Annotated in this window: 17 protein-coding genes and 1 riboswitch; of the genes, 2 read left to right on the forward strand and 15 right to left on the reverse strand. The window is 63.0% G+C overall.

The genetic code is table 11. The features are described from left to right. Positions 1-82 precede the first annotated feature (82 nt). From BBI10_RS24120 to BBI10_RS24160, 10 genes are all read right to left on the reverse strand, one after another. On the reverse strand, positions 83-775 hold the full coding sequence (locus BBI10_RS24120; RefSeq protein WP_065992392.1) for a pseudouridine synthase: 693 nt from the start codon (positions 773-775) through the stop codon (positions 83-85). After that, positions 765-983 (reverse strand): cysteine-rich CWC family protein, encoded by a 219-nt coding sequence (locus tag BBI10_RS24125; protein ID WP_065992394.1) that lies wholly within the window; start codon positions 981-983, stop codon positions 765-767. The genes BBI10_RS24120 and BBI10_RS24125 overlap by 11 nt, the downstream gene beginning before the upstream one ends. Before the next feature lie 82 nt (positions 984-1,065). Continuing rightward, the gene (locus BBI10_RS28395) at positions 1,066-1,995 is read right to left on the reverse strand and encodes a putative adhesin (protein WP_347876476.1); all 930 of its coding nucleotides are present in this window, start codon (positions 1,993-1,995) and stop codon (positions 1,066-1,068) included. Between the two features lie 80 nt (positions 1,996-2,075). Further along, a complete protein-coding gene (locus BBI10_RS24130) occupies positions 2,076-4,487 on the reverse strand; it encodes a dermonecrotic toxin domain-containing protein (protein WP_065992396.1) in 2,412 nt (803 codons plus the stop codon). A gap of 149 nt (positions 4,488-4,636) precedes the next feature. Next, positions 4,637-8,326: an urea carboxylase gene (gene uca, locus BBI10_RS24135; RefSeq protein ID WP_065992398.1), complete on the reverse strand. Its 3,690-nt coding sequence runs from the start codon at positions 8,324-8,326 to the stop codon at positions 4,637-4,639. A 152-nt stretch (positions 8,327-8,478) separates the two neighbouring features. Continuing rightward, complete coding sequence (locus BBI10_RS24140) at positions 8,479-9,114, reverse strand: urea amidolyase associated protein UAAP2 (protein ID WP_065992399.1); 636 nt, start codon at positions 9,112-9,114, stop codon at positions 8,479-8,481. 11 nt (positions 9,115-9,125) lie between these two features. Continuing rightward, positions 9,126-9,851, reverse strand: a complete 726-nt coding sequence (locus BBI10_RS24145) for an urea amidolyase associated protein UAAP1 (protein ID WP_065992402.1) — start codon at positions 9,849-9,851, stop codon at positions 9,126-9,128. A gap of 12 nt (positions 9,852-9,863) precedes the next feature. Then, positions 9,864-10,628 (reverse strand): ABC transporter ATP-binding protein, encoded by a 765-nt coding sequence (locus tag BBI10_RS24150; RefSeq protein WP_065992406.1) that lies wholly within the window; start codon positions 10,626-10,628, stop codon positions 9,864-9,866. Further along, the gene (locus BBI10_RS24155) at positions 10,625-11,440 is read right to left on the reverse strand and encodes an ABC transporter permease (RefSeq protein WP_065992408.1); all 816 of its coding nucleotides are present in this window, start codon (positions 11,438-11,440) and stop codon (positions 10,625-10,627) included. Before BBI10_RS24155 ends, BBI10_RS24150 begins: the two co-directional genes overlap by 4 nt. 18 nt (positions 11,441-11,458) lie before the next feature. Further along, the gene (locus BBI10_RS24160; protein ID WP_065992410.1) at positions 11,459-12,526 is read right to left on the reverse strand and encodes a putative urea ABC transporter substrate-binding protein; all 1,068 of its coding nucleotides are present in this window, start codon (positions 12,524-12,526) and stop codon (positions 11,459-11,461) included. 58 nt (positions 12,527-12,584) lie between these two features. After that, positions 12,585-12,687: riboswitch (guanidine-I (ykkC/yxkD leader) on the reverse strand. A 277-nt stretch (positions 12,688-12,964) separates the two neighbouring features. Between BBI10_RS24160 and BBI10_RS26905 the strand changes: the two genes are divergently transcribed. Then, the gene (locus tag BBI10_RS26905; RefSeq protein WP_083233254.1) at positions 12,965-13,537 is read left to right on the forward strand and encodes a hypothetical protein; all 573 of its coding nucleotides are present in this window, start codon (positions 12,965-12,967) and stop codon (positions 13,535-13,537) included. 288 nt (positions 13,538-13,825) lie between these two features. On the opposite strand, the gene BBI10_RS24170 is transcribed toward BBI10_RS26905, so the two are convergent. Beyond that, complete coding sequence (locus tag BBI10_RS24170) at positions 13,826-14,938, reverse strand: enoyl-CoA hydratase/isomerase family protein (RefSeq protein ID WP_065992414.1); 1,113 nt, start codon at positions 14,936-14,938, stop codon at positions 13,826-13,828. A 172-nt stretch (positions 14,939-15,110) separates the two neighbouring features. Here BBI10_RS24170 and ung point away from each other — a divergent pair, with 172 nt between their 5' ends. Continuing rightward, positions 15,111-15,806: a uracil-DNA glycosylase gene (ung, locus tag BBI10_RS24175; protein WP_065993194.1), complete on the forward strand. Its 696-nt coding sequence runs from the start codon at positions 15,111-15,113 to the stop codon at positions 15,804-15,806. Between the two features lie 199 nt (positions 15,807-16,005). On the opposite strand, the gene BBI10_RS24180 is transcribed toward ung, so the two are convergent. The 4 genes from BBI10_RS24180 to BBI10_RS24195 all read right to left on the reverse strand — a co-directional run bounded on the left by BBI10_RS24180 (position 16,006) and on the right by BBI10_RS24195 (position 20,074). After that, positions 16,006-17,052 carry an AbrB family transcriptional regulator gene (locus BBI10_RS24180; RefSeq protein ID WP_065992416.1) on the reverse strand — a complete coding sequence of 349 codons (1,047 nt, stop codon included), beginning with the start codon at positions 17,050-17,052 and terminating at the stop codon, positions 16,006-16,008. Beyond that, entirely contained in the window at positions 17,045-18,559 is a 1,515-nt protein-coding gene (locus tag BBI10_RS24185; protein ID WP_065992418.1) for a tripartite tricarboxylate transporter permease, read from the reverse strand. The genes BBI10_RS24180 and BBI10_RS24185 overlap by 8 nt, the downstream gene beginning before the upstream one ends. Before the next feature lies 1 nt (position 18,560). Next, positions 18,561-19,019: a tripartite tricarboxylate transporter TctB family protein gene (locus BBI10_RS24190; RefSeq protein ID WP_065992420.1), complete on the reverse strand. Its 459-nt coding sequence runs from the start codon at positions 19,017-19,019 to the stop codon at positions 18,561-18,563. Between the two features lie 74 nt (positions 19,020-19,093). Further along, positions 19,094-20,074, reverse strand: coding sequence for a Bug family tripartite tricarboxylate transporter substrate binding protein (locus tag BBI10_RS24195; protein ID WP_065992422.1), 981 nt, complete (start codon positions 20,072-20,074; stop codon positions 19,094-19,096). Between the last annotated feature and the right edge of the window lie 84 nt (positions 20,075-20,158).

A 20,158-nucleotide genomic window follows, 5' to 3' on the forward strand; every position in this document is an offset into this window, starting at 1 on the left:
TCCATGTCTCCTGACGAAAAAACGGGGTGCGCGCAGACACGTTGCACGGGTTTCGTGACAGGTAGGCAATAGGACTCAGGTTTCAGATCAACGCGATTTCATCGGCACTCAGCGTTCTGTACTGTCCGGGCTTCAGCGTGGTGTCGAGCATCAAGGGGCCCATGCTTTCGCGGTGCAGCCGGGTCACCTTGTTGTCGAAGTGGCCGAACATGCGCTTGACCTGATGGTAACGCCCTTCGACGATGCTCAACCGGGCGCGATGACTGGCAAGAATCGTCAGCGCGGCGGGCTGTGTCGTCAGGTCCTCGAACGCGAAATAAAACCCTTCAGCGAATTTCTCGATGTAATGCGCGCCGATTTCGTCTTCGGTCTCGACGTAATAGACCTTCGCCAATTTGGTGGTCGGCTGCGTCAGGCGTCGCGACCACTGGCCATCGTTGGTGATCAGCATCAGCCCGGACGTGTTGAAATCCAGGCGGCCGGCGATGTGCAGATCGTCCTTGTCCGGTTCATCGAGCAGATCGATCACGGTGGGGTGCTGCGGATCGACGGTCGCGCTGACGCAACCCTGGGGCTTGTTCAGCATGAAGTAGCGGGCGGGTTTGCCGAGCTGAAGGACTTCGTCATCGATCCGCACCTGACTGAATTCGCGCACCTCATGCAGCGGGTTTTTGACCGGCAACCCGTCGACCTGCACACGGCCTTCGATCAGCACCAGGCGCACGTCCTTGCGGCTGAAGCGCGGCAGGTTGCTGAGGAAACGGTCAAGACGCATCGCGGCTCGCCGCTTCAAGGCCGGCACATCGCGGGCAGAGGCATGCCAGTCCACGGACCTCTTCGGGCAGCGCTGCCAATATCGCCGGGTCGATCTCGGCGGTGAAACACCAGCAGGCCTGGTCCACTGTGCGCGGATCAGCCAGGGTGCAGCGGTTACCGGCGCCGCAAACCGGACAGATGCTCGTGTCGATGATGTGAGTGTCCATGTAGGGCGCCGCCTTTGAATGCCGCCAATGCTAGCGCGCCGCCCTGTCTTGCGCCATGAGCATGTGATCTCGGCCGATGCGCCTACGGGGTAATCGGCGATGGGCCCGGGGGGGCTACAAAAGAGGGGGAGCGCCCCAGCAATGATCCCACGGCAGGGCATCGGCAATGCACCAGCAGGATGTTGTCGTAATGAATCCCTTGCCGATGCAACGCCCCGAACAGGTCCTGGAGGGTCGGGTTGGTCATGCCGAACCGGTTGCGCACGGTCAGCACATCCATGGGCGTGGCAGGGAGCGGGCTGGGCAACGGCGGCTGATGACTGTTGCGCACGATCTGGCTGATGTCCCGATAACTCTCATAGTGCTCGCTCTGAAATTTCGCCAGGGTGTAGTTCTTGATGCGCCCCGGCAGCAAGGTGCCGGCCATCAGCGTGTCCCGGGCAAACATGTCATGAAACGGCCCGACGCCCGGGCCGGGCAGCGTCTGTGTACTGTTCAGCATTGCGTAGGGCCGTACCGACTGGCTGGCAATCCGGTGCAGCATCGGGTCCACCAGTTCATGGCCGTGGGGCGCGAAGGTTCTGAGCTCCGTGCCGTTGGGGATTGCTGTCGTGCGTGTCCAGGGCAGGTAGTAGCCATGGCTGCTGACGACCAGCGTGCGGGCCTGGCTCCGGTGCGAGGTCCACAACAGAAACTTGCGCCCCAGCTTCCACACTTGAACCGCTGACGTACCGAATTCGGCGCTGCCCGCCACGCGCCATGTCTTCATCAGCGCAGTGCCGTTGAAAAACGGCTTGATCAGCGTTTTGCGTGCTTGGGTCGAGCGCCGCAGCCAGTCCCCGAAACGATGGGCAGGTGGGGCGGACTGGCCGCGCGTAAGCCCCTGTCGAAGCCCCCGCCCAAGCCCTCGGCTCAGGGCTCTAGTCGGCGCTGCCAGTTTGCGGAACGCCTGGAGCAGCCGTGGTGTGGCCGGCGCCATGTGCAACAGTCCCAGAGACAGAATGGCGAACATCACCTGGCGCCGTTCTTCCTGACGGTCGCCGGGGAGGTTGGCGGCCTGAATGCCGAGCGCGACACTTGCCGCGCTGGCTGTCAGCGCCGCAACCGAGGCCGCCGGTAGCAAGAGCGCCACCGGTGCCAGCAGCAGTTGCAGGCGATTGAGGTGTTGAAGCCAGCTGCCGAGTGCCTGCTCTCGGTCGGTGACGATGTTGTCCTCGGCGTCGTACTGGCTGTTAAGACGCAGGCCTTCACAGATGAAGCCCATGGGCGAGCCGGGCAGTTCCTGCTCGTCCCATTGATGTTGCCGGGCGGCATGGGTGTCCGGGCTGTACAGCGGCTCGGTCCAGGGACGCAGGACCGAAACCGGTTCGGCCGGCGCACGAACCCCGCCCCACAGCTCGAGGATATAACCAAGCCTGACGTGAAGACGGCGCGGCGCGGCATGTAGCTGAGCACTGTCTCGCGCCAGGCAGGGTCGGCGGCGGCGGCAGTCAGATGGTCGATGAGCGCCTGACGACCGCTGAAAGGCACGAAGGGCCTGGACTGACCGGCCTGATAAAGCACGCCGCCTTCCTGGCCTTGAGCCCTGATCATCAGCAAGCCGACGCAAGGAGGGCAGTCGGCACCGAGTGGCAGGCCGTTGCCCACGTAAAAGCCCGCAGCGCTCCAGCGTATGGGTGCTGTCCCGAAAAGTGGCGTGTCCGGCAGATGCACCTGCTGAGCCTGCTCTACAGCATCGGTGACCCTGTGGAAGCTGTCCCTTGGAAGATCGCCGTTCTTCAGGGCCAGCAGCGCCTGGCCGATGAACGTCGACCAGAGCGAACGCTCGACGTCGGCGCGTTGCTGCTGCCAGAACCGGTCGAGTTGGCGCTGCATGAGTCCGAGAAAATCGATGCCCTGAATGTAGGCCTCGACGCTGGTCGCGCTGATATTAAGCTCCGCTTCCGCCGACCACGTCCCTTTGCCGCGTGGGTCGGCATACACGACCCAGCGCCCGCCTTCGTCATCGTACCCCTGAGGTTGAAGCGCCCTGAAACGGCTCAGCAGTGCCTGACTCAGCGTGATGGGCTTTTCATCTGGCGCAACGATGACGTTGGCCGCCGCGATTCGCGGGTGGCCCCAAGGCGTCCTCGACGTCCCGGGCAGGTAGCGGATGAACACCCGCTGCGGGTCTGTGATCAAAGTGTGCGTTTGATTCAACGGGACCGGTTTGAGCCGGGGAGACATCTGCCTGAGCCACTGACCCATGAGCCGGTTTGCAACCCCGAGGGGCGTCGGGATTCGCGCCAGCAATGGCTCATGGTGATGCCAGTGATCGAGGGCGCTGACCAGGGCCAGCGCTGGCTCGATGGGCATGAGCGCCGCGTGGTCGTCGTCGATGAGAGCGTCGGGCGATTCAAACGTGTCGCCGCGGGTCAGTCGCGCAGCCCAAAAGCGTTGCTGGGCAACACGCAGTTGAGCGAACACGTCGTCCGAAGGATCCCCCAGCGTGAGGGCCGTGCGCGTGCCGTCCAGGGAAAGATTCAGCCGATGCCAGGCCGATGCGTTGATTGCCTCCAGCACCTTGTCCGCCTTCCAGGGCGCGTCATCGCTGATGTACTCATGGCAGTGGGGCGCGCTGCCCAGTACATGGACATAGCAATGCCCCGTGGTGTTGGATCGTACATGGAAGATACCGGGGATGATCTCGCCGTTCAGCGCCAACCCGCGCACGGTCGAGCGTGCCGGTGGCCTGATCGGCTGCAGGTCCTGAAGCTGTTGCGGGAAACGGCTGAGCCCCAGTGCATCGAGCGCCAGCAGATGGCCCTCGTTATCGATGCGCTTGCGCGAATGCAAGCGGGTCACGGCATCGAGAAACGCCAGCCTGGCGAGCATCGCCCATGTGTCGCCGTGCTGCTCCCAGAACTGACGCTGCATCTGCTCATATTCCAGTGTCCATCGGGCTTCAATGAGCAGCTCGAAAAACACGGAGACGGTCAGCGAGGGCGTCGAGGCCGACAGCGGGCGATCAGCCTCGGCGCAGCGTTGAAGGGCGAGGAGTGCGAGCGGGTTCAGCGTCTCCCGGCCCAGCTCGCGTAGCGTCAGGCACAGCTCGAAACGCTCCCGGCCGTCGACCTCCACGGCTGGCTCCAGCGCAGTGTCAAAACTGACGTGCAGCTCATCGATGTCGATTGCCGTGGCGAATCGGGCCTGCAGCGTTTCCTCCAGCCTCTGGTCCAGATGGCGGACGATTGAGTGCGGAAACCCCAGATCGAGTTGCCAGGCCTTCAGCACCCAGAATGATCCGTATAACAATTCGGCGACCGGGCTGACGGCCTGGCGCATCAAACGTTTGTGGTTGAGCGCGTGAGGTTCAGCGGGCGCGACGGCGGCGGTCTCCAGGGATTCAACCGGACTCAAAGGTTCGACGAACGGCGAAACGCTGAAATCCCCGCCATGGGGCAGGGTGTCGTTGGAAATGAGATCAAGGCCGCTCGCGGAATGAGAGCTGCTGCGGTCGTTCATGAAAAATCGCGCCACGCGGAAAGGTGCCCACTATGGCGCGATGCCGGGTTGCAATGGCGGTAACTATGTATTGCGTATGCCACCGCGTTTTATGCCTGTATGAAAACCGCAAACCGCAAGCCGCAAGCCGCAAGCCGCAACAGTGCCAGTCAGCCAACGTCCAGCACGACCACCCGTTGCCCGGCGCGGACCGCCGAGCCGGGTTGCACGCGGACGTCACTGACGACACCGGCATGGGGCGCCAGCAGCGGGATCTCCATCTTCATCGACTCCAGAATCACCAGGGTTTCGCCCGCTTCGACGCGCTGACCGACGCTGACCTGCACCTGCCAGAGATTGCCGGCAATGTGGCTGTCGATACTGGTCTGCCCGTTTTGCAACGGGGCTTCTTCCGTGGATTCGGCCACCGCTTCGTCGCTTTCGAACGAGGCCTGGCCGTTGGCGATCCAGCGCTCGCGTTCGGCGTTGAACGCGCTTTGCTGCTGAGTGCGGAATGCCGCGATGCTCTGCGCTTCATCGGACAGGAAGGTTTGGTACTCAGTCAGATTGAGCGTGCTGTGCTCGATCTGCAGCGGGTATCGGCCGAGGGGGAAATCGCGGCGGATGGTCAGCAGCTCGTCGGCGCTGACCGGATAAAAACGGATCTGATCGAAAAACCGCAGCAGCCACGGTTTGCCATCGAACGCCGCCACCGCGCGATAGCGGTTCCACATCTGCAACGTGCGGCCCACGAACTGATAACCGCCGGGGCCTTCCATGCCGTAGACGCACATGTACGCGCCGCCGATGCCGACGGAGTTCTCGGCGGTCCAGGTACGCGCCGGGTTGTATTTGGTGGTGACCAGCCGATGTCGGGGATCCAGCGGCGTGGCGACCGGCGCACCGAGGTAGACGTCGCCCAGCCCCATCACCAGGTAGCTGGCCTCGAAGACGGTGCGGTGCACTTCGTCGAGGTTTGGCAGGTCGTTGATGCGACGGATGAATTCCAGATTGCTCGGGCACCACGGCGCGTCCTTGCGCACGGTGGTCATGTACTTCTCGATGGCCAACTGACAGGCCGGGTCGTCCCACGACAACGGCAGATGAACGATGCGTGACGGCACTTCCAGATTCTTGCTGGCGCAGACCCCGTCCCACTCGCCGGCGACCACATCGAGCAGCGTCTTCAGCGGAAGTTGCTCGGGCTGGTAATGCACCTGTAGCGAACGAATGCCTGGCGTCAGGTCAATCACCCCGGTCAGCTGTTTGCTTTCCAGCGCCTGCATCAGCGCATGGCCCCGGAAGCGCAGCACCAGATCCAGCTCCGGCGCGCCGATCTCCAGCAACAGATGGGTGTCGCCGGAAAGTCGGGCGACCAGGCGGGTATCGTCCTTCCCGATGTCGAGCACAACCGGCGAGGTCAACGCTGCACTCTGTGGAAGTGCAGCAGGCGAGGTCAACGCTAAACCCTGTGGGAGCGAGCTTGCTCGCGAAGACTCTCGTCTAGTCGCTACATATTCATCGGATGTTCCGACCTCTTCGCGAGCAAGCTCCTTCCCACACAGATCAGTGTTCAGTTTCAGCCAGCGGGCCGCGTCGACACTCACCGGATAAAACCGCACCTTGTCCCCGGCCTTGAGCTGCCCCAACTGCCACAGATCCGCCTCGATGATCGTCACCGGGCAGACAAACCCGCCCAGACTCGGCCCATCTGGCCCAAGAATCACCGGCATGTCCCCGGTGAAATCCACTGCGCCGATGGCATACGGATTGTCATGAATATTCGAAGGGTGCAGGCCCGCTTCGCCGCCGTCGGCACGCACCCATTCCGGTTTCGGCCCGATCAGGCGCACGCCGGTACGGCTGGAGTTGAAATGCACTTCCCAATCGGTGGCGAAGAAGGTCTCGATGTAGCGCTCGGTGAAATATTCGGGAGCCGCGTGGGGGCCATAGATCACCCGGATATCTCGCACCTCCGGTAGCTCGGCGACTTGCGTCGGTTCAGGCCGTTCGCCTGCGCTGCGGTCAGACAACGGCGCGACATGCAGCACGTCCCCTGCACGCAACGCCCGCCCGCCATGCCCGCCAAACTGGCCCAGGGTGAACGTGCTCTTGCTGCCCAGATAATCCGGCACGTCCAGCCCGCCCCGCACGCACAGATAACTGCGGGCGCCGGCGCCAGCGATGGTGCCGAGGGCCAGCGTCGAGCCCGCCGAAACGAGCAACGATTGATTCATCGGCTGCGCGTCGCCATCCAGCGTCAGCGGAATGACCGCGCCCGTCACGGCGATGACCGCATCGGTATTGAAGCGCAGCGTCGGACCGCTCATGGTGATTTCCAGCGCGGCGCACCCTTCAGCGTTACCCACCAGAGCATTGCCCAGACGCAACGATCGGCTGTCCATCGGACCCGACGGCGGCACGCCCACTGCCCAGTAACCCAGGCGCCCCGGGTAATCCTGAACGCTGGTCTGGGTGCCGCCGCTCAGGACCTCGAACGTGTCGGCGCGATAGGTCAGCCCCTCAAGGCACCGCGTCCACGGCTGGCCGCTGGCGAAAGGCACGTCCGCGATGATCTGACGCAAGTAGTCGCGATTGGTCTCGATCCCGTACAGCCGCGTCTCGCCCAGGGCCTGGGCCAGGCCGTCGCTGGCGGACGCTCTGTCCGGCGCCCAGCTGATGACCTTGGCGATCATCGGATCGAAAAACGGCGGAATCTCGCAGCCGGCCTCGACCCACGTGTCGATGCGCAGGTGTTGGCCGTCGGCGGCAGGGAAGTGCACCGAGGTCAGCAAGCCCGGGCTGGGCTGGAAATCCCGGCCCGGATCTTCGGCGTACAAACGCGCCTGAATCGCATGGCCGACAGGCCGTAAACCCGCGCGCAATTCAACGAGCGGCGGCAGATCGCCGGCCGCGAGCTGAATCATCCAGCTCACCAGGTCCACGCCCCAGACCTGCTCGGTCACGCCGTGCTCGACCTGCAATCGGGTGTTCACTTCCAGAAAATAAAAGCGCTGATCGTCGCTGTCGAAGACGAACTCCACGGTGCCGGCGCTGCGATAGTTCACCGCTTTCGCCAGCTTGATCGCCGCGGCGCACAGCTCATCGGCCATGCCGGCAGGGAGGTTCGGCGCAGGGGTTTCTTCGAGGACTTTCTGATTGCGACGCTGCACCGAGCAATCGCGCACGCCGAGGGCGATCACCTCGCCACAACCGTCGCCGAACACCTGCACTTCCAGATGGCGGGCACGCTGGATGTACTTCTCGATGAACACGCCGGCGTCGCTGAAGTTGTTCTGGCCCAGGCGCTTGACGGCCTCGAACGACTCGCTCAATTCGGGAGCGCTGCGGCACACGCGCATGCCGATCCCGCCGCCGCCCGCCGTGCTTTTCAGCATGACCGGGTAGCCGATGGTTTCAGCAGCGCTCAATGCGGCGTCCACGCTGTCCAGCAGTTCGGTGCCTTCGAGCATCGGCACGCCGTGTTGTTTGGCCAGCGCGCGGGCGGTGTGCTTGAGGCCGAAGACCCGCAATTGCTCGGGTGTCGGGCCGACGAAGGCGATGCGGGCGTCTTCACAGGCCTGGGCAAAGGCCGCGTTTTCGGACAAAAAGCCGTAACCCGGATGAATCGCTTTGGCGCCGGTGGATTGAGCGATGGCCAGAATCTTGTCCACCGCCAGGTACGTGCCGGCGGCGCCACCTTCGCCCAGGCTGTGGGCTTCATCGGCTTGCAGAATGTGCAGGCTGGCAGCGTCTGCTTCGGCGTACACCGCAACGCCGCCGACCTGCAGGTCGCGAAGGGTACGCAGGATGCGGCAGGCAATGGCGCCGCGGTTGGCAATCAGCAGTTTGTCGAACATGGCATAGACCCCGGGGATCGATAGCGATCAGTCCCTCACTGGGTAGCGGGCCGTCCCGCTGTGGTACGCGTTGCACGAAGGCCGTCCCTCGCGCCGAAGCCTTGAAGCCTTGAAGCCTTGAAGCCTCGAACCCTTGAAATCGTGGTCAGCGATCAGTCCCAGACGAGCAGTTCCGCCGGGGTCGGGTTGTAGCCGTTGCACGGGTTGTTGAGCTGCGGGCAGTTGGAAATCAGCACGATCACGTCCATCTCGGCGCGCAGTTCGACGTACTTGCCGGCGCCGGAAATGCCGTCTTCGAAGGTCAGCCCGCCGTCCTCCGTGACCGGCACGTTCATGAAGAAGTTGATGTTCGGGCCGATGTCGCGCTTGCCCAGCCGACCGTCATGGATGCAGGCCCGCAGGTAGCTGTCGCGGCAGCTGTGCATGTGCTTTTTTTCCAGTGCGTAACGCACGGTATTGCTCTCCTGGGCGCAGGCGCCGCCGAGGGTGTCGTGGCGTCCGCAGGTGTCTTCGACGATGGTCAGCATCGGCTTGCCCAGGTTCGAATAAAGGACGCTGCCCTTGCTCAGGTAAACGTTGTTCTGCCGGCGCAGCGTCCGTTGCACGTCGTAGCGTTCGCGGGGGTTGGCGAGGCTGTAGAACAGCGTGTCGACCGCCTGATTGCCTTCGAGATCGAGCAGGCGCAGGGTTTGCCCGGCCTTGAGTTCGGTCAGTGATGGCTCGCCGGCCGGGATGTGGGTGATGGAAACGGGGGCGCTCGTGTGGTGATGAGAGTGTGCAGTGCTCATGGCAAGCCTCCTCAGGCGAACAGGCGATCGGTGTTGATGAAACCGCGCACGTTTTCTTCGCGGGACGTGCGGCAGTGTTCGGCGACGCTGGGGTCGGCCTTCATCCAGCTCAGCTGGACCGGCTGCGGTGCGTACTCGGGGTTGGGGTCCATCGGGTGTTGCAGGGCGGTCATGACCACCAGCGTGTCCATCGGCGCGTACAACTCGATGCTGTCGCCCGCTCTGGAGTTGCCAGGAACGAAGGTCAGGGCGCCGTGAGCGTCGACGTTGACCCGGCTGAACAGGTTCAGCGTCATCAACAGGTCGGAAAGCCCCAGGCCCCACTTGCCCATTTCCACCAGCAGGTTGTCGGCGCCGTTGCGGAAGAAGCCGTTGCGCAGTTCCTGATAGCGGCCCTGGCCGTATTTCTCGCTGACCTCTTCGGCGCACAGCACGCCGCCGATGCTGTCACTCCAGCCGCAGGTGTCGGCGGTGATCGCCGCCAGCACGCGGCCCATGTCCGAATAAAGGCAGTGGCCTGTGGTGAGCTTGGCGGTGTGTTGGCACTTGAGGCTGTCGGGCAGGTTCAGGCGCTCGGTTTTTTCATGGGCGTTGAACAGCGTCAGGCTGACGTTGGCGTTGCCGTTCAGGTCAGTCAGGCGTAGCAGTTCGCCTCGCTTGAGCACGAACGACAGGTGGCCGCCGCCGGGCAGCAGCTCTTCGGCGAAGACGGGAAACAGTGTGGTTGAGTCAGTCATGGGCAATGTCCTTCAAGCCGTTTTCAGCGAATCGAGCGCCACCCGGGCGGCGCGACGATCGCTGTTCAGGGGAATGTCGTAAGTGATGCGCGCGCCATAGGCGCCGGGGGCGTGGGGGTCGATGCGCACCTTGTCGAACACCAGCAGTCGGGTGCCGAGGTTGAAGCCTTCGGACAGGTCGTGGGTGACCATGAACACCGTCAGCTTGGTTTCGCGCCACAGCTCCAGCAGCAGCGCGTGCATGTCCTTGCGGATGCCGGGATCAAGGGCGCCGAAAGGCTCGTCGAGCAGCAGCACCCGAGGCTTCATGATCAGCGCCTGGGCGATGGCCAGACGCTGCTGCATGCCGCCCGACAATTGCGTCGGGTACTTGTCCAGCGCGTGATCGAGGCCGACCTTGTGTAACAGCGCCGCCGCCTGCTCGCGGGCGTCGCGCTTGGCGGCACCGAACAGCCGCCCGAGCAACGCCGAGCGCGGCAATTCAAGGCCCAGCGCGACGTTGTCCAGCACCGACAAGTGCGGGAACACCGAATAGCGCTGAAACACCACGCCACGGGTCGAATCCGGCTCCTTCGCCAGCGGTTGGCCATCCAGCAGGATCGTGCCTTTGCTGGCGATTTCCTGGCCCAGCAGCAGGCGCAGGAACGTCGATTTACCGCAGCCCGACGCGCCCACCAGCGTGCAGAACTCGCCTTCGGCAATGCTCAGGTTCAGGCCTTCGAGCACCACCTGATCGCCGTATTGCTGCCAGACGTTTTTGACCGAAATGAAGCTCATGGGCGCGCCCCCTCGTACCACGGGAACGCCTTGCGCGTGAGCGCTTTCAGGCCCCAGTCCATCAGCCAGGCGAGGAGGGTGATCCACACCACGTAGGGCAGAATCATGTCCATCGCCAGATAGCGCCGCACCAGAAAGATCCGGTAACCCAGACCGTCCGTGGAGGCGATGGCTTCGGCCGCGATCAGAAACAGCCACGCCGACCCCAGCACCAGCCGCAGCGAGATCAACAGGCGCGGCAGCAACTGCGGCAGTACCACCCGCAGGATCAGCGTCCAGGTCGAGGCGCCCAGGGTCTGCGCCTTGATCAGCAGTTCGACCGGAATCTCCCGGGCGCGCTGCTCCAGATCACGGGCCAGCACCGGCGTGATGCCGATGACGATGAGCATCACCTTCGACAGCTCGCCCAGACCGAAGACGATGAACAGGATCGGCAGAATCGCCAGCGGCGGCACCATCGAGAGCACGGTCAGTAACGGCGACAGCGGCGCGCTGAACAACGGCAGCACCCCCGACGCGATGCCCAGGCACAACCCGACAATGGCGCTGATCGCCAGGCCGATCGCGAGGCGCTGCAGACTGGCCCCGGTGTCCTGCCAGAGGATGTATTCGCCGGTGCGTTGATCGGGCACGAACGCCACCCGTTTGATCGCATCGGTCATCTGCACGGCGCTGGGCAGCAGCTTGTCGTTGGGGTTTTCCGTCAGCCGCGTCGCCGAGCCCGTGAAATAGGCGAACAGCAACAGGGCGAACGGCAGGAGCACCAGGATCAATCGACTGGCGCGATCCGGGCGGCGGTTTATCAAACGCATGGCAAAGACCTTTGGTGTTTACAACGTGCCGTCGGCAGCCATCTGCACGTAGCTCGGGTCGAAGTGCAGCTTGAGGTTGCCCTTGTCGCCTTCGGTCACGCCGCCTGCGAAGGTCATGCCGACCGCGCTGGCGTCTCTGGCTCCTTCGCCAAGCAAACCGTGTTCGAAGGAGAAGTCAGCGACCCTGCGCATGGTCGCCGGCAGTTGCTTGCTGGTGGCGAATTCAAGCGCTTCCTTGGGCGTGGCGAACAGCTTGGTGGTGTCCAGTTGCGACTGGAACCCTGCCAGATCGGTGCCCGACGCCTGGGCCATGTGCTCCAGCGCGGCTTTCGATTCAGCGGATTTGGCGTTCATCACCGCCACCACTTCAAACCACGCGCCGGTCAGGGCTTTGCCCAGTGCCGGGTTGTCTTTCAGGGTCTGGGTGTTGACCACCATCATGTCCATGATCTCGCCAGGGATCTTGCTGGAATCGAACACTTCGGTGACGCCGGGCTTGGCCTTGATCTCCGAGAGCATCGGGTTCCAGGTGGTCACGGCCTTGACCTCGCTGGTGTTGAAAGCGGCGGCGATGTCGGCGTCAGAGGTGTTGACGACTTTCAGGTCTTTCTCGGTCAGGTCCACCGAATCCAGCGCGCGGGCAAGCAGATAGTGGGACACCGACAGCTCGACCAGATTGACGTCCATGCCTTTGAGGTCGGTGACTTTCTTGCCGTCGCCCTTGATGACGATGCCGTCGTTGCCGTTGGAGAAGTCGCTGACCACCAGCGCCGTGCTTTCAACGCCACCGGCGGCGGGGATGGTGAGGGCGTCCATGTTGGTCATGGTGCAGCCATCGAACTGGCCGGCGGTGTACTGGTTGATGGATTCGACGTAGTCGTTGAGCTGGGTGACTTTGATGTGGATGCCGTACTTCTTGGCCCACTTGTCGACGATGCCTTGAGTCCCTGCGTATTCCCATGGCATCCAGCCGGCGTAAATGGTCCAGCAGACGTCGAAATCTTTTTTCGGGGCGGCGGTGGCCGAGAGGCTCAATGCTGCGAAGACGCCTGCGGTGAGCAGACTGAACAGACGGGACTTTTGCATGGGTGTCTCCAGTAGCGAAAAGGGACGGTCAGGAGCACGGCGACACCACTGGTGTCCTGTCTCCCGGGCTTTTATCCCGCCGTGTAACCTCTACTGGAGGTCGCCAACTCTCGGACCAGCCACTCGCTGAAAGGCGAGCCGGAACCCTAGTCGGCTATTGCAAATTGTGGTGCCGTGAACCTGAGATGACTCCTGCACCCGATCATTAAAGCGAGAGTTGTGCCAAGTCCCGCAAACCCTTGTGGCGCCTGAGTCGGGCAGGCGCAGGTCGTTTCAGGGCGGGCGAGACGTGCACTGATGCAGGGCGCCGTCTGGCGCCTGGGTGCCGCGTTGGGGCACTAGGTCCGCAATTCGCAGTCTCAGTTAACGTTCTCGGCAGTTTCGGGAACGCCGACCAGCGCCGCTGGTTCGAGCTCTACCGCGGTCCGGGAGGCCGCCATGTATCGACGATTGCTTACCGCTTTGATGACGCTGTCCCTTGCAGGTTGTTACGGAGGTTATTACGAATCAGAGAGCTACACGCAGCCCATCTATAGCAGTGGCTACAGCAGCGGTTACGTGTACGACAGTTATCGCCCGGTCGCTCCGGTGTATTCAGGCGGAGCGGTGTATTACTCCTCGCCGCGTTACTACTCGGCGCCCCGCTACTATGCGCCGCCACCGCGTTATTACGCGCCTCCACCCCGTTATTACGGGCCTGGATACGGAGGTGGCCGTCCCGGATACGGGGGGCGTCCCGGTTATGGCGGTGGCAATTGGAACGGTGGAGGGGGTGGGTACCATGGCGGGGGTGGCTATAACGGTGGCGGCAACGGCTATCGTCCACCGCCCCCAGGTCCGAGACCCGGCGGCGGCAATGGCCCCGGCCCAGGCGGCGGTTGGCATGGCAATCCTGGCGGCGGTGGTGGCGGCGGCCCGCGTCCCGGCTTTGGCCCCGGGGGAGGCGGCCACCGAGGAGACGGCGGCTTCGGCCGTGGCGGCCACGGCGGACCGGGCGGCGGCAACCGCTGAGTCACAACAAAACGGCGCTCCGAGGAGCGCCGTTTTTTATGGGATGAATCTCACGGTTGAGGTGTACCACCTGACGCTTCCCCGGCTAAAGCCAGTCCTGTTAAAGGGGACTGATTTATTTACAACGCTTCACCGTAAATTAATCTGTCCCCGTCTGCTGAAAATCAAATAAATCAGACCCCTTTTAATACTTTTAATATACAGGGGGTACGCATTCCAGTAGTAGGACCGGCTTCAGCCGGGAAGAGGCCCGTTAGAACACCCTCCATGCAGGCATGAACCAACGCCTCAATACTCCGACAAATCCGCCAGCGGGTGTCGGCCTTCCCAGGCTTTTTCGAAGTGCGCGTCCACCACCGCCAGAGGAATGGTAGAAATGTCCTGCCAGTGCCAGTGGGGCGTTTGATCCTTGTCGATCAGCCGCGCGCGCACCCCCTCGGCGAACTCGGGATGTCGGCAGCAATTCAGGGCCATGGTGTATTCCATCTGAAACACCTCGGCCAACGACAGATGCCGCGCCCGTTCGATCTGCTCCCACACCAGGTGCGCCGTCATCGGGCAGCCATCCGTCAGGGCCTTCGCCGCCTTGGCCAGTAAAAGGTCATCGCCATTCAAATGGTGTTTCAACGCATGCCAGGCGCTCGGCGCGTCGGCCACATCCAGCAGCTCATCAATGCGCTCGCGACGAGGCAGCCATTGCGCGGCAGGCATCTGATCCACGGCCTCCAGCTGCAGGGCCCTGAACAGGCTGGTCAGTTGCACCTTCGTCTGCTCCTGCCAATTGAGCTGCAACAGCCGGTCGATCATCTCCTCCTGCTGATCGTCCAGCAGAAAGCGATCGGCGAGCCCTAGATCCAACGCGTCACGGCCGTTGATGTGCGCCCCGGTCAATCCAAGGAACAGCCCCAGTTTCCCCGGCAGTCGCGACAGGAACCAACTGGCGCCGACGTCAGGAAACAGGCCGATGCTGACTTCCGGCATCGCCAGCCGGCTGCTTGGTGTGACGACACGAATGTTCGCCCCTTGCAGCAAGCCCATCCCGCCGCCCAATACATAACCGTGGCCCCAGCAGATCAGCGGTTTGGGGTAGGTGTGCAGCGTGTAATCCAGTCGATACTCCGCCGCGAAAAACTGCGCAGCCAGCGGCGGAACCGTACCGGGCTGACCGCTCCCGGCCTCGACCAGCGCGCGCACGTCACCGCCGGCGCAGAAGGCTTTTTCGCCATTGCCGCGCAGCAACACGCAGACAATTTGCGGGTCGCTCGCCCAGTCGTTCAGTCGGTCCTGCAGCGCAAGAATCATCGGCAGCGACAGGGCATTCAGGGATTTTTCCGCATCCAGCGTGGCGATGCCCAGGCGGGCGCCGTCCGTGGCGGTGAGCTCTTCAAATTGCAGATTCATCGTGACCTCTTGTCAGTGGTACGGGGATCTATCGTGAATTGTGAGTCCTCTCGACGCCCGGAAGTTGCAAACCGGCGGCTGTGAACGAGTGTAGGAAAGCCCACGGTGCGCTGCGCTGGAAATAATCAGCCACAGTCCCTAAAGTTGCGCATTGTTTCTGCCGGATTACACCATGACAAACGACGACCGCATCAAACTGGAGGCCAGCTGGAAGCAGGCCCTGCGCGACGAATTCGAGAAGCCTTACATGGGCGAGCTGCGCGAATTTCTGCGTCAGGAGCATGCGGCGGGCAAGGAAATCTATCCGCCGGGACCGTTGATCTTCAATGCGCTGAACTCGACGCCGCTGGATAACGTGAAGGTGGTCATCCTCGGTCAGGACCCGTATCACGGCCCCAATCAGGCCCACGGCCTGTGCTTCTCGGTGCAGCCGGGCGTGCCGGCGCCGCCTTCGCTGGTCAACATCTACAAAGAGCTCAAGCGCGACTTGAACATCGACATCCCCAACCACGGTTATCTGCAGTCGTGGGCCGAGCAGGGCGTGCTGATGCTCAACACCACGCTCACCGTCGAACGCGCCAACGCCGCCTCCCATGCCGGCAAGGGCTGGCAGCATTTCACCGACAAGATCATCGAAACCGTCAGCGCCCAGCAGCCGCACCTGGTGTTCCTGCTGTGGGGCGCCCATGCGCAGAGCAAGAAAAAACTGATCGATGCATCCAAACACCTGATCCTGACCGCCGTGCACCCATCGCCACTGTCAGCGTACAAAGGGTTTCTGGGCTGCGGCCATTTTGGTCTGACAAACAAGTTTCTGGAGCAGAACGGCCTGGCGCCGATCGAGTGGCGATTGCCAGCCAGCGTCTGACGCAAATGCTTCGTCCGCCGCGAATTTTCTAGGAGCGCGCCCAACATCTGCGCCGGCCGCAGATCCCGATGTAGGAGCGTGGCTTGTCCCGCGATCGGCCGGGAACCGGTCGTGGAATGGGTGCATGGGGTGGATCAGGAAAGAAATCGATGGCTGGTGTGCTGCCGCTGCGCGCCAGATCGCGGGACAAGCCACGCTCCTACAATTTTTTGCCTGCGCAGGCCTTGCGATCCCAATACCGAAACAACGGCTCGGCCAGAAACAACACGAACAACAACCGCATCACCTGCATCGCCGTCACCAGCGGAACCGACAGTTGCAGCACCTCCGCCGTTAGGCTCATTTCGGCAATCCCGCCGGGCATCATCCCCAGCGTCAACGAGCGCAAGTCCAGATGGGTCAACGCGCTCAGCCCCAGTGCGCACAACGCCGCGATGCTCATCGTCAGCGCCGTCCCCAGCAACGTGCGGCCGATGAATGACGGCGCGCGACGGAAGAGCGCGCGGTTGAAGTGGCAACCCAGGCCGCTGCCGATCAGCCATTGCCCCAACTGACTGCCGCCCTGAGGCAGGCCGATGTGCAGATCGAAACTGACGCTGATCACCGCACTGATCAGTAAAGGCCCGAACAGCCACGGATTGGGCTGTTTCAACCGCTGCCAGCCCCAGGCCACCAGCGCGCCCAGCGGAAACAGCAGCATCAGCCACCGCCAGTCCACCACCGTCGCGTGGGACGGCGCGCCGCCGTCGCCCATCAGATATTTGAAGATCGCCGGCACGCACAGCACCACCGCCAGCACTCGCAGGCTTTGCCCGGCGGCGACGTTGCTGAGAATCGCGCCGTTGCGTGCGCCAAGGTTGACCATTTCGCCCGAGCCGCCGGGCATGCTGGAAAAGAACGCCGTCGCGCGGTCCTCGCCGGTGCGCAACATCAGCCACACGCCGACCACGCTGGAGACGCTGGTGACCAGCGCGCCGATGAAAATCAGGCCGAAATGGGAGAGGACTTGTTCGATGACCACGGGGGTGAAGTGCAGGCCGATGCCGATCCCGACCACCCATTGGCCGCATTTGCGGCCGCCGGGAATTTCAGCCAGCTGCCAGGGCGTGAGGCATCGGACCAGAATGATCGCCAGTAACGAGCCGGCCATCCAGGGCAGTGGCCAGCCGACCTGACTGGCGAGAAATCCCCCCAGCAGGCCGACCAGCGGTGTGCCCCACCACGTGCTGAATGGCCGGTCAGACATCGGCCAGCGCGCGACGCTGCCTGGAGCGCTTGCGCCAGATGCGGATCAGCGGGAACACCAGCATGAACGCCGTCACTACCCACATGCCCAGGGTGATCGGGCTCGACCACAGAATCTCCAGGCCGCCGTTGGAAATCGACAGCGCGCGACGCAGGTTTTGCTCCATCAGCCCGCCGAGGATGAACCCCAGCAGAATCGGCGACAGCGGGAAATCCAGCTTGCGCAGGATGTAGCCGAAGATGCCGATGCCGACCATCAGGAACAAGTCGAAGGTGGTGGCATGCACCGCGTAGACGCCGATCCCGGTGATGATCGCGATCACTGGCACCAGTGCCCAGTTCGGCACCGACAGGATGCGGGTGAAGATGCGGATCATCGGGATGTTGAGGATCACCAGCATGATGTTGGCGACGAACAACGACGCGATCAGGCCCCAGACGATGTCCGGTTGCTGTTGAAACAGCAGTGGCCCCGGCGTGATGTTGTACAGCGACAGGGCGCCGATCATCACCGCCGTGGTGCCCGAACCCGGCACGCCCAGGGTCAGCATCGGTACCAGCGCGCCGCAGGCCGTTGCGCCAATGGCGGTTTCCGGCGCCGCCAGACCGCGCATGTCGCCCTGTCCGAATTTACCGCTCGCGCCGGCGATACGTTTCTCGGACATGTAGGTCACGGCGCTGGCCAGCGTTGCCCCGGCACCCGGCAGCACGCCCATGATGAAGCCCATCAGACCGCAACGGATGTTCACCCAGAACACCGAACTGGCTTCCTTGAAGTTGAACATCATGCGCCCGGTGGCTTTCACCGCTTCCTGGCCGCGATGGGTTTTCTCCAGCAACAACAGGATTTCGCTGATCGAGAACAGGCCCAGCACCAGCACGACGAATTGAATGCCGTCCGCCAGATGGATGTTGTCACCGGTGAAGCGGTACACGCCGCTGTTGGCGTCGATACCGATGCTCGACAGAAACAGCCCGATCAACGCCGCGACAAAGGTCTTCAACGGTCGATCGCCGGCCATGCCGCCCAGGCAGACGATGGCGAACACCATCAGCACGAAGTACTCCGCCGGCCCGAAGGCAATTGCCCATTTCGCCAGCAGCGGCGCGAACATGACCATGCCGCAGGTGGCGATGAACGCGCCGATGAACGAACTCCATGCCGACAGCGACAACGCCACGCCGGCCATGCCCTGACGTGCCATCGGGTAGCCGTCCAGCGCGGTCATCACGGTCGATGCTTCGCCCGGAATGTTCAGCAGAATGGAGCTGATGCGGCCGCCGTATTCGCAGCCCAGGTACACCGCTGCCAGCAGGATTAACGCCGATTCCGGCGGCAGGCCCAACGCGAAGGCGATGGGGATCAACAGCGCCACGCCATTGATCGGACCCAGGCCGGGCAGCAGGCCGACGACGGTGCCGATCAGCGTGCCGGAAAGGGCGGTAATCAGGTTGTAAGGGGTCAGCGCGACGCCGAAGCCCTGGCCGAGATAGCCGAGAGTGTCCATATCAGTTCTCCAGAACGTCGAGCAGGCCGAGGGGCAGGGGCACATCCATCACTTTGTCGAACAGCACGTATAACGCGATGCTCATGAAGGTGATGATCACGACGCTTGGCAGCCAGCGGCCACCGTACAGGCGCGCCATGGGGATGCCGATCAGAATGCTGCTCAGCACGAAGCCCAGCGGCTCGAACAACCCGGCGAATACCAGCAACAGCAGGGTGCAGATGCCGATTTTGATCAGCGTCGGACGGTCCAGCGCCGGTTCTTCCTCGGAGTGCACGATCGGTGTCGGACGGATCGCCATGTACAGCAGCGAAATAGCCATCAGCGCCAGCATCAGCAGCGGGAAGGCGCGGGGGCCGACAGGTTCGTAGGAAAACGGCGCCTGATAAGGCCATGCCATCATGGCGAGGCCGATACAGACCAGCAGCAGCACGACGGCGAAAATGCGTTGTATAACCATGGAAAGCTCCCGGATCACGCCACCGCGCAGGCGGCGCAATCCTCAGTCAATCGAGTACGCTTCGATGGGTTCAGTCACTGAATCAGGCCGAATTCCTTGGCCAGCGTTTTGTACTCGGCGACGCGGGTTTTCACGTACTTGTCCAGCTCTTCACCGGTCATGGCGAACGGGAACAGCTCACGCTGATCGCGCAGCTTGGCGAAGTCTTCCGAGGCCAGCAGCTTGTCGAACGCCGCTTTCCACCAGTTGTATTCCTCGTCCGACACCTTTGGCCCCAGATAGAAGCCGCGCACCACCGGCCAGACGATGTCGTAGCCCTGTTCCTTGGCGGTCGGAATGTTCTTCATTTCCGGCTCGTCCAGACGCTCTTCAGAGAACACTGCCAGCAGGCGCATGTCGCCGCTGAGGATGTGCGGCATGGAGTCGGAAATGTCGGTGGAGCCCACTTGGATGTGGCCGCCGAGCAGGGCAGTGGCGATTTCACCGCCGCCTTCTAGGGCGACATAACGCAGCTCCCGCGGGTTGATGCCGGCCGCCTTGGCGATGAGTGCGGTCTGCATCCAGTCCTGGCTGCCCACGGTGCCGCCTGAGCCGATGACGACTTTGCCCGGGTCGGCTTTCAGCGCTTTAACCAGATCGTCGAGGTTCTTGTAAGGCGAATCAGCCTTGACTGCGATCGCGCCGTAGCTGGTGCCGACGGCGGCCAGCCAGCGCACGGCGTTTTCATCGTAACGGCCGAATTTGCCCTGCGCCAGGTTCAGCAGCGAGCCGCTGGACCAGGCCACCAGCGTGCCGGCGTCGGCAGGGCGCTGGGCGACCACCGCGTTGTACGCCACGGCGCCAACGCCGCCTGGCATGTAGGTGACGCGCATCGGTTTGGAGAGGATTTTCTCGTTGATCAGCGCGCTCTGCGCCAGTTTGCACGTCAGGTCGAAGCCACCGCCGGGGGAAGCCGGCGCAATGCATTCAGGACGATTGGGCTCGGCGGCCCACAATTGGGTGGCCATCAGCATGCAGCTGGCGGCAACGCTGATTTGGCGCAACGATAGGTTCATGGTCCGTCTCCAGAGGAGTTGTTGTTTTAATGGGGGCAGGCGGTCGTACGTTTGTCAGGCAGTCGTCCCACAACCTTGAGAAGG

The sequence above is a fragment of the Pseudomonas graminis genome, from assembly GCF_001705435.1.
GTDB classification, from domain to species: Bacteria; Pseudomonadota; Gammaproteobacteria; order Pseudomonadales; family Pseudomonadaceae; genus Aquipseudomonas; species Aquipseudomonas graminis_B.

Excerpts from the sequence above, each read along its gene's own strand:
- BBI10_RS24120 (WP_065992392.1), bottom strand. The coding sequence starts at position 775 with ATGCGTCTTGACCGTTTCCTCAGCAACCTGCCGCGCTTCAGCCGCAAG.
- BBI10_RS24125 (WP_065992394.1), bottom strand. The coding sequence starts at position 983 with ATGGACACTCACATCATCGACACGAGCATCTGTCCGGTTTGCGGCGCC.
- BBI10_RS28395 (WP_347876476.1), bottom strand. The coding sequence starts at position 1,995 with ATGTTCGCCATTCTGTCTCTGGGACTGTTGCACATGGCGCCGGCCACA.
- BBI10_RS24130 (WP_065992396.1), bottom strand. The coding sequence starts at position 4,487 with ATGAACGACCGCAGCAGCTCTCATTCCGCGAGCGGCCTTGATCTCATT.
- uca (WP_065992398.1), bottom strand. The coding sequence starts at position 8,326 with ATGTTCGACAAACTGCTGATTGCCAACCGCGGCGCCATTGCCTGCCGC.
- BBI10_RS24140 (WP_065992399.1), bottom strand. The coding sequence starts at position 9,114 with ATGAGCACTGCACACTCTCATCACCACACGAGCGCCCCCGTTTCCATC.
- BBI10_RS24145 (WP_065992402.1), bottom strand. The coding sequence starts at position 9,851 with ATGACTGACTCAACCACACTGTTTCCCGTCTTCGCCGAAGAGCTGCTG.
- BBI10_RS24150 (WP_065992406.1), bottom strand. The coding sequence starts at position 10,628 with ATGAGCTTCATTTCGGTCAAAAACGTCTGGCAGCAATACGGCGATCAG.
- BBI10_RS24155 (WP_065992408.1), bottom strand. The coding sequence starts at position 11,440 with ATGCGTTTGATAAACCGCCGCCCGGATCGCGCCAGTCGATTGATCCTG.
- BBI10_RS24160 (WP_065992410.1), bottom strand. The coding sequence starts at position 12,526 with ATGCAAAAGTCCCGTCTGTTCAGTCTGCTCACCGCAGGCGTCTTCGCA.
- BBI10_RS26905 (WP_083233254.1), top strand. The coding sequence starts at position 12,965 with ATGTATCGACGATTGCTTACCGCTTTGATGACGCTGTCCCTTGCAGGT.
- BBI10_RS24170 (WP_065992414.1), bottom strand. The coding sequence starts at position 14,938 with ATGAATCTGCAATTTGAAGAGCTCACCGCCACGGACGGCGCCCGCCTG.
- ung (WP_065993194.1), top strand. The coding sequence starts at position 15,111 with ATGACAAACGACGACCGCATCAAACTGGAGGCCAGCTGGAAGCAGGCC.
- BBI10_RS24180 (WP_065992416.1), bottom strand. The coding sequence starts at position 17,052 with ATGTCTGACCGGCCATTCAGCACGTGGTGGGGCACACCGCTGGTCGGC.
- BBI10_RS24185 (WP_065992418.1), bottom strand. The coding sequence starts at position 18,559 with ATGGACACTCTCGGCTATCTCGGCCAGGGCTTCGGCGTCGCGCTGACC.
- BBI10_RS24190 (WP_065992420.1), bottom strand. The coding sequence starts at position 19,019 with ATGGTTATACAACGCATTTTCGCCGTCGTGCTGCTGCTGGTCTGTATC.
- BBI10_RS24195 (WP_065992422.1), bottom strand. The coding sequence starts at position 20,074 with ATGAACCTATCGTTGCGCCAAATCAGCGTTGCCGCCAGCTGCATGCTG.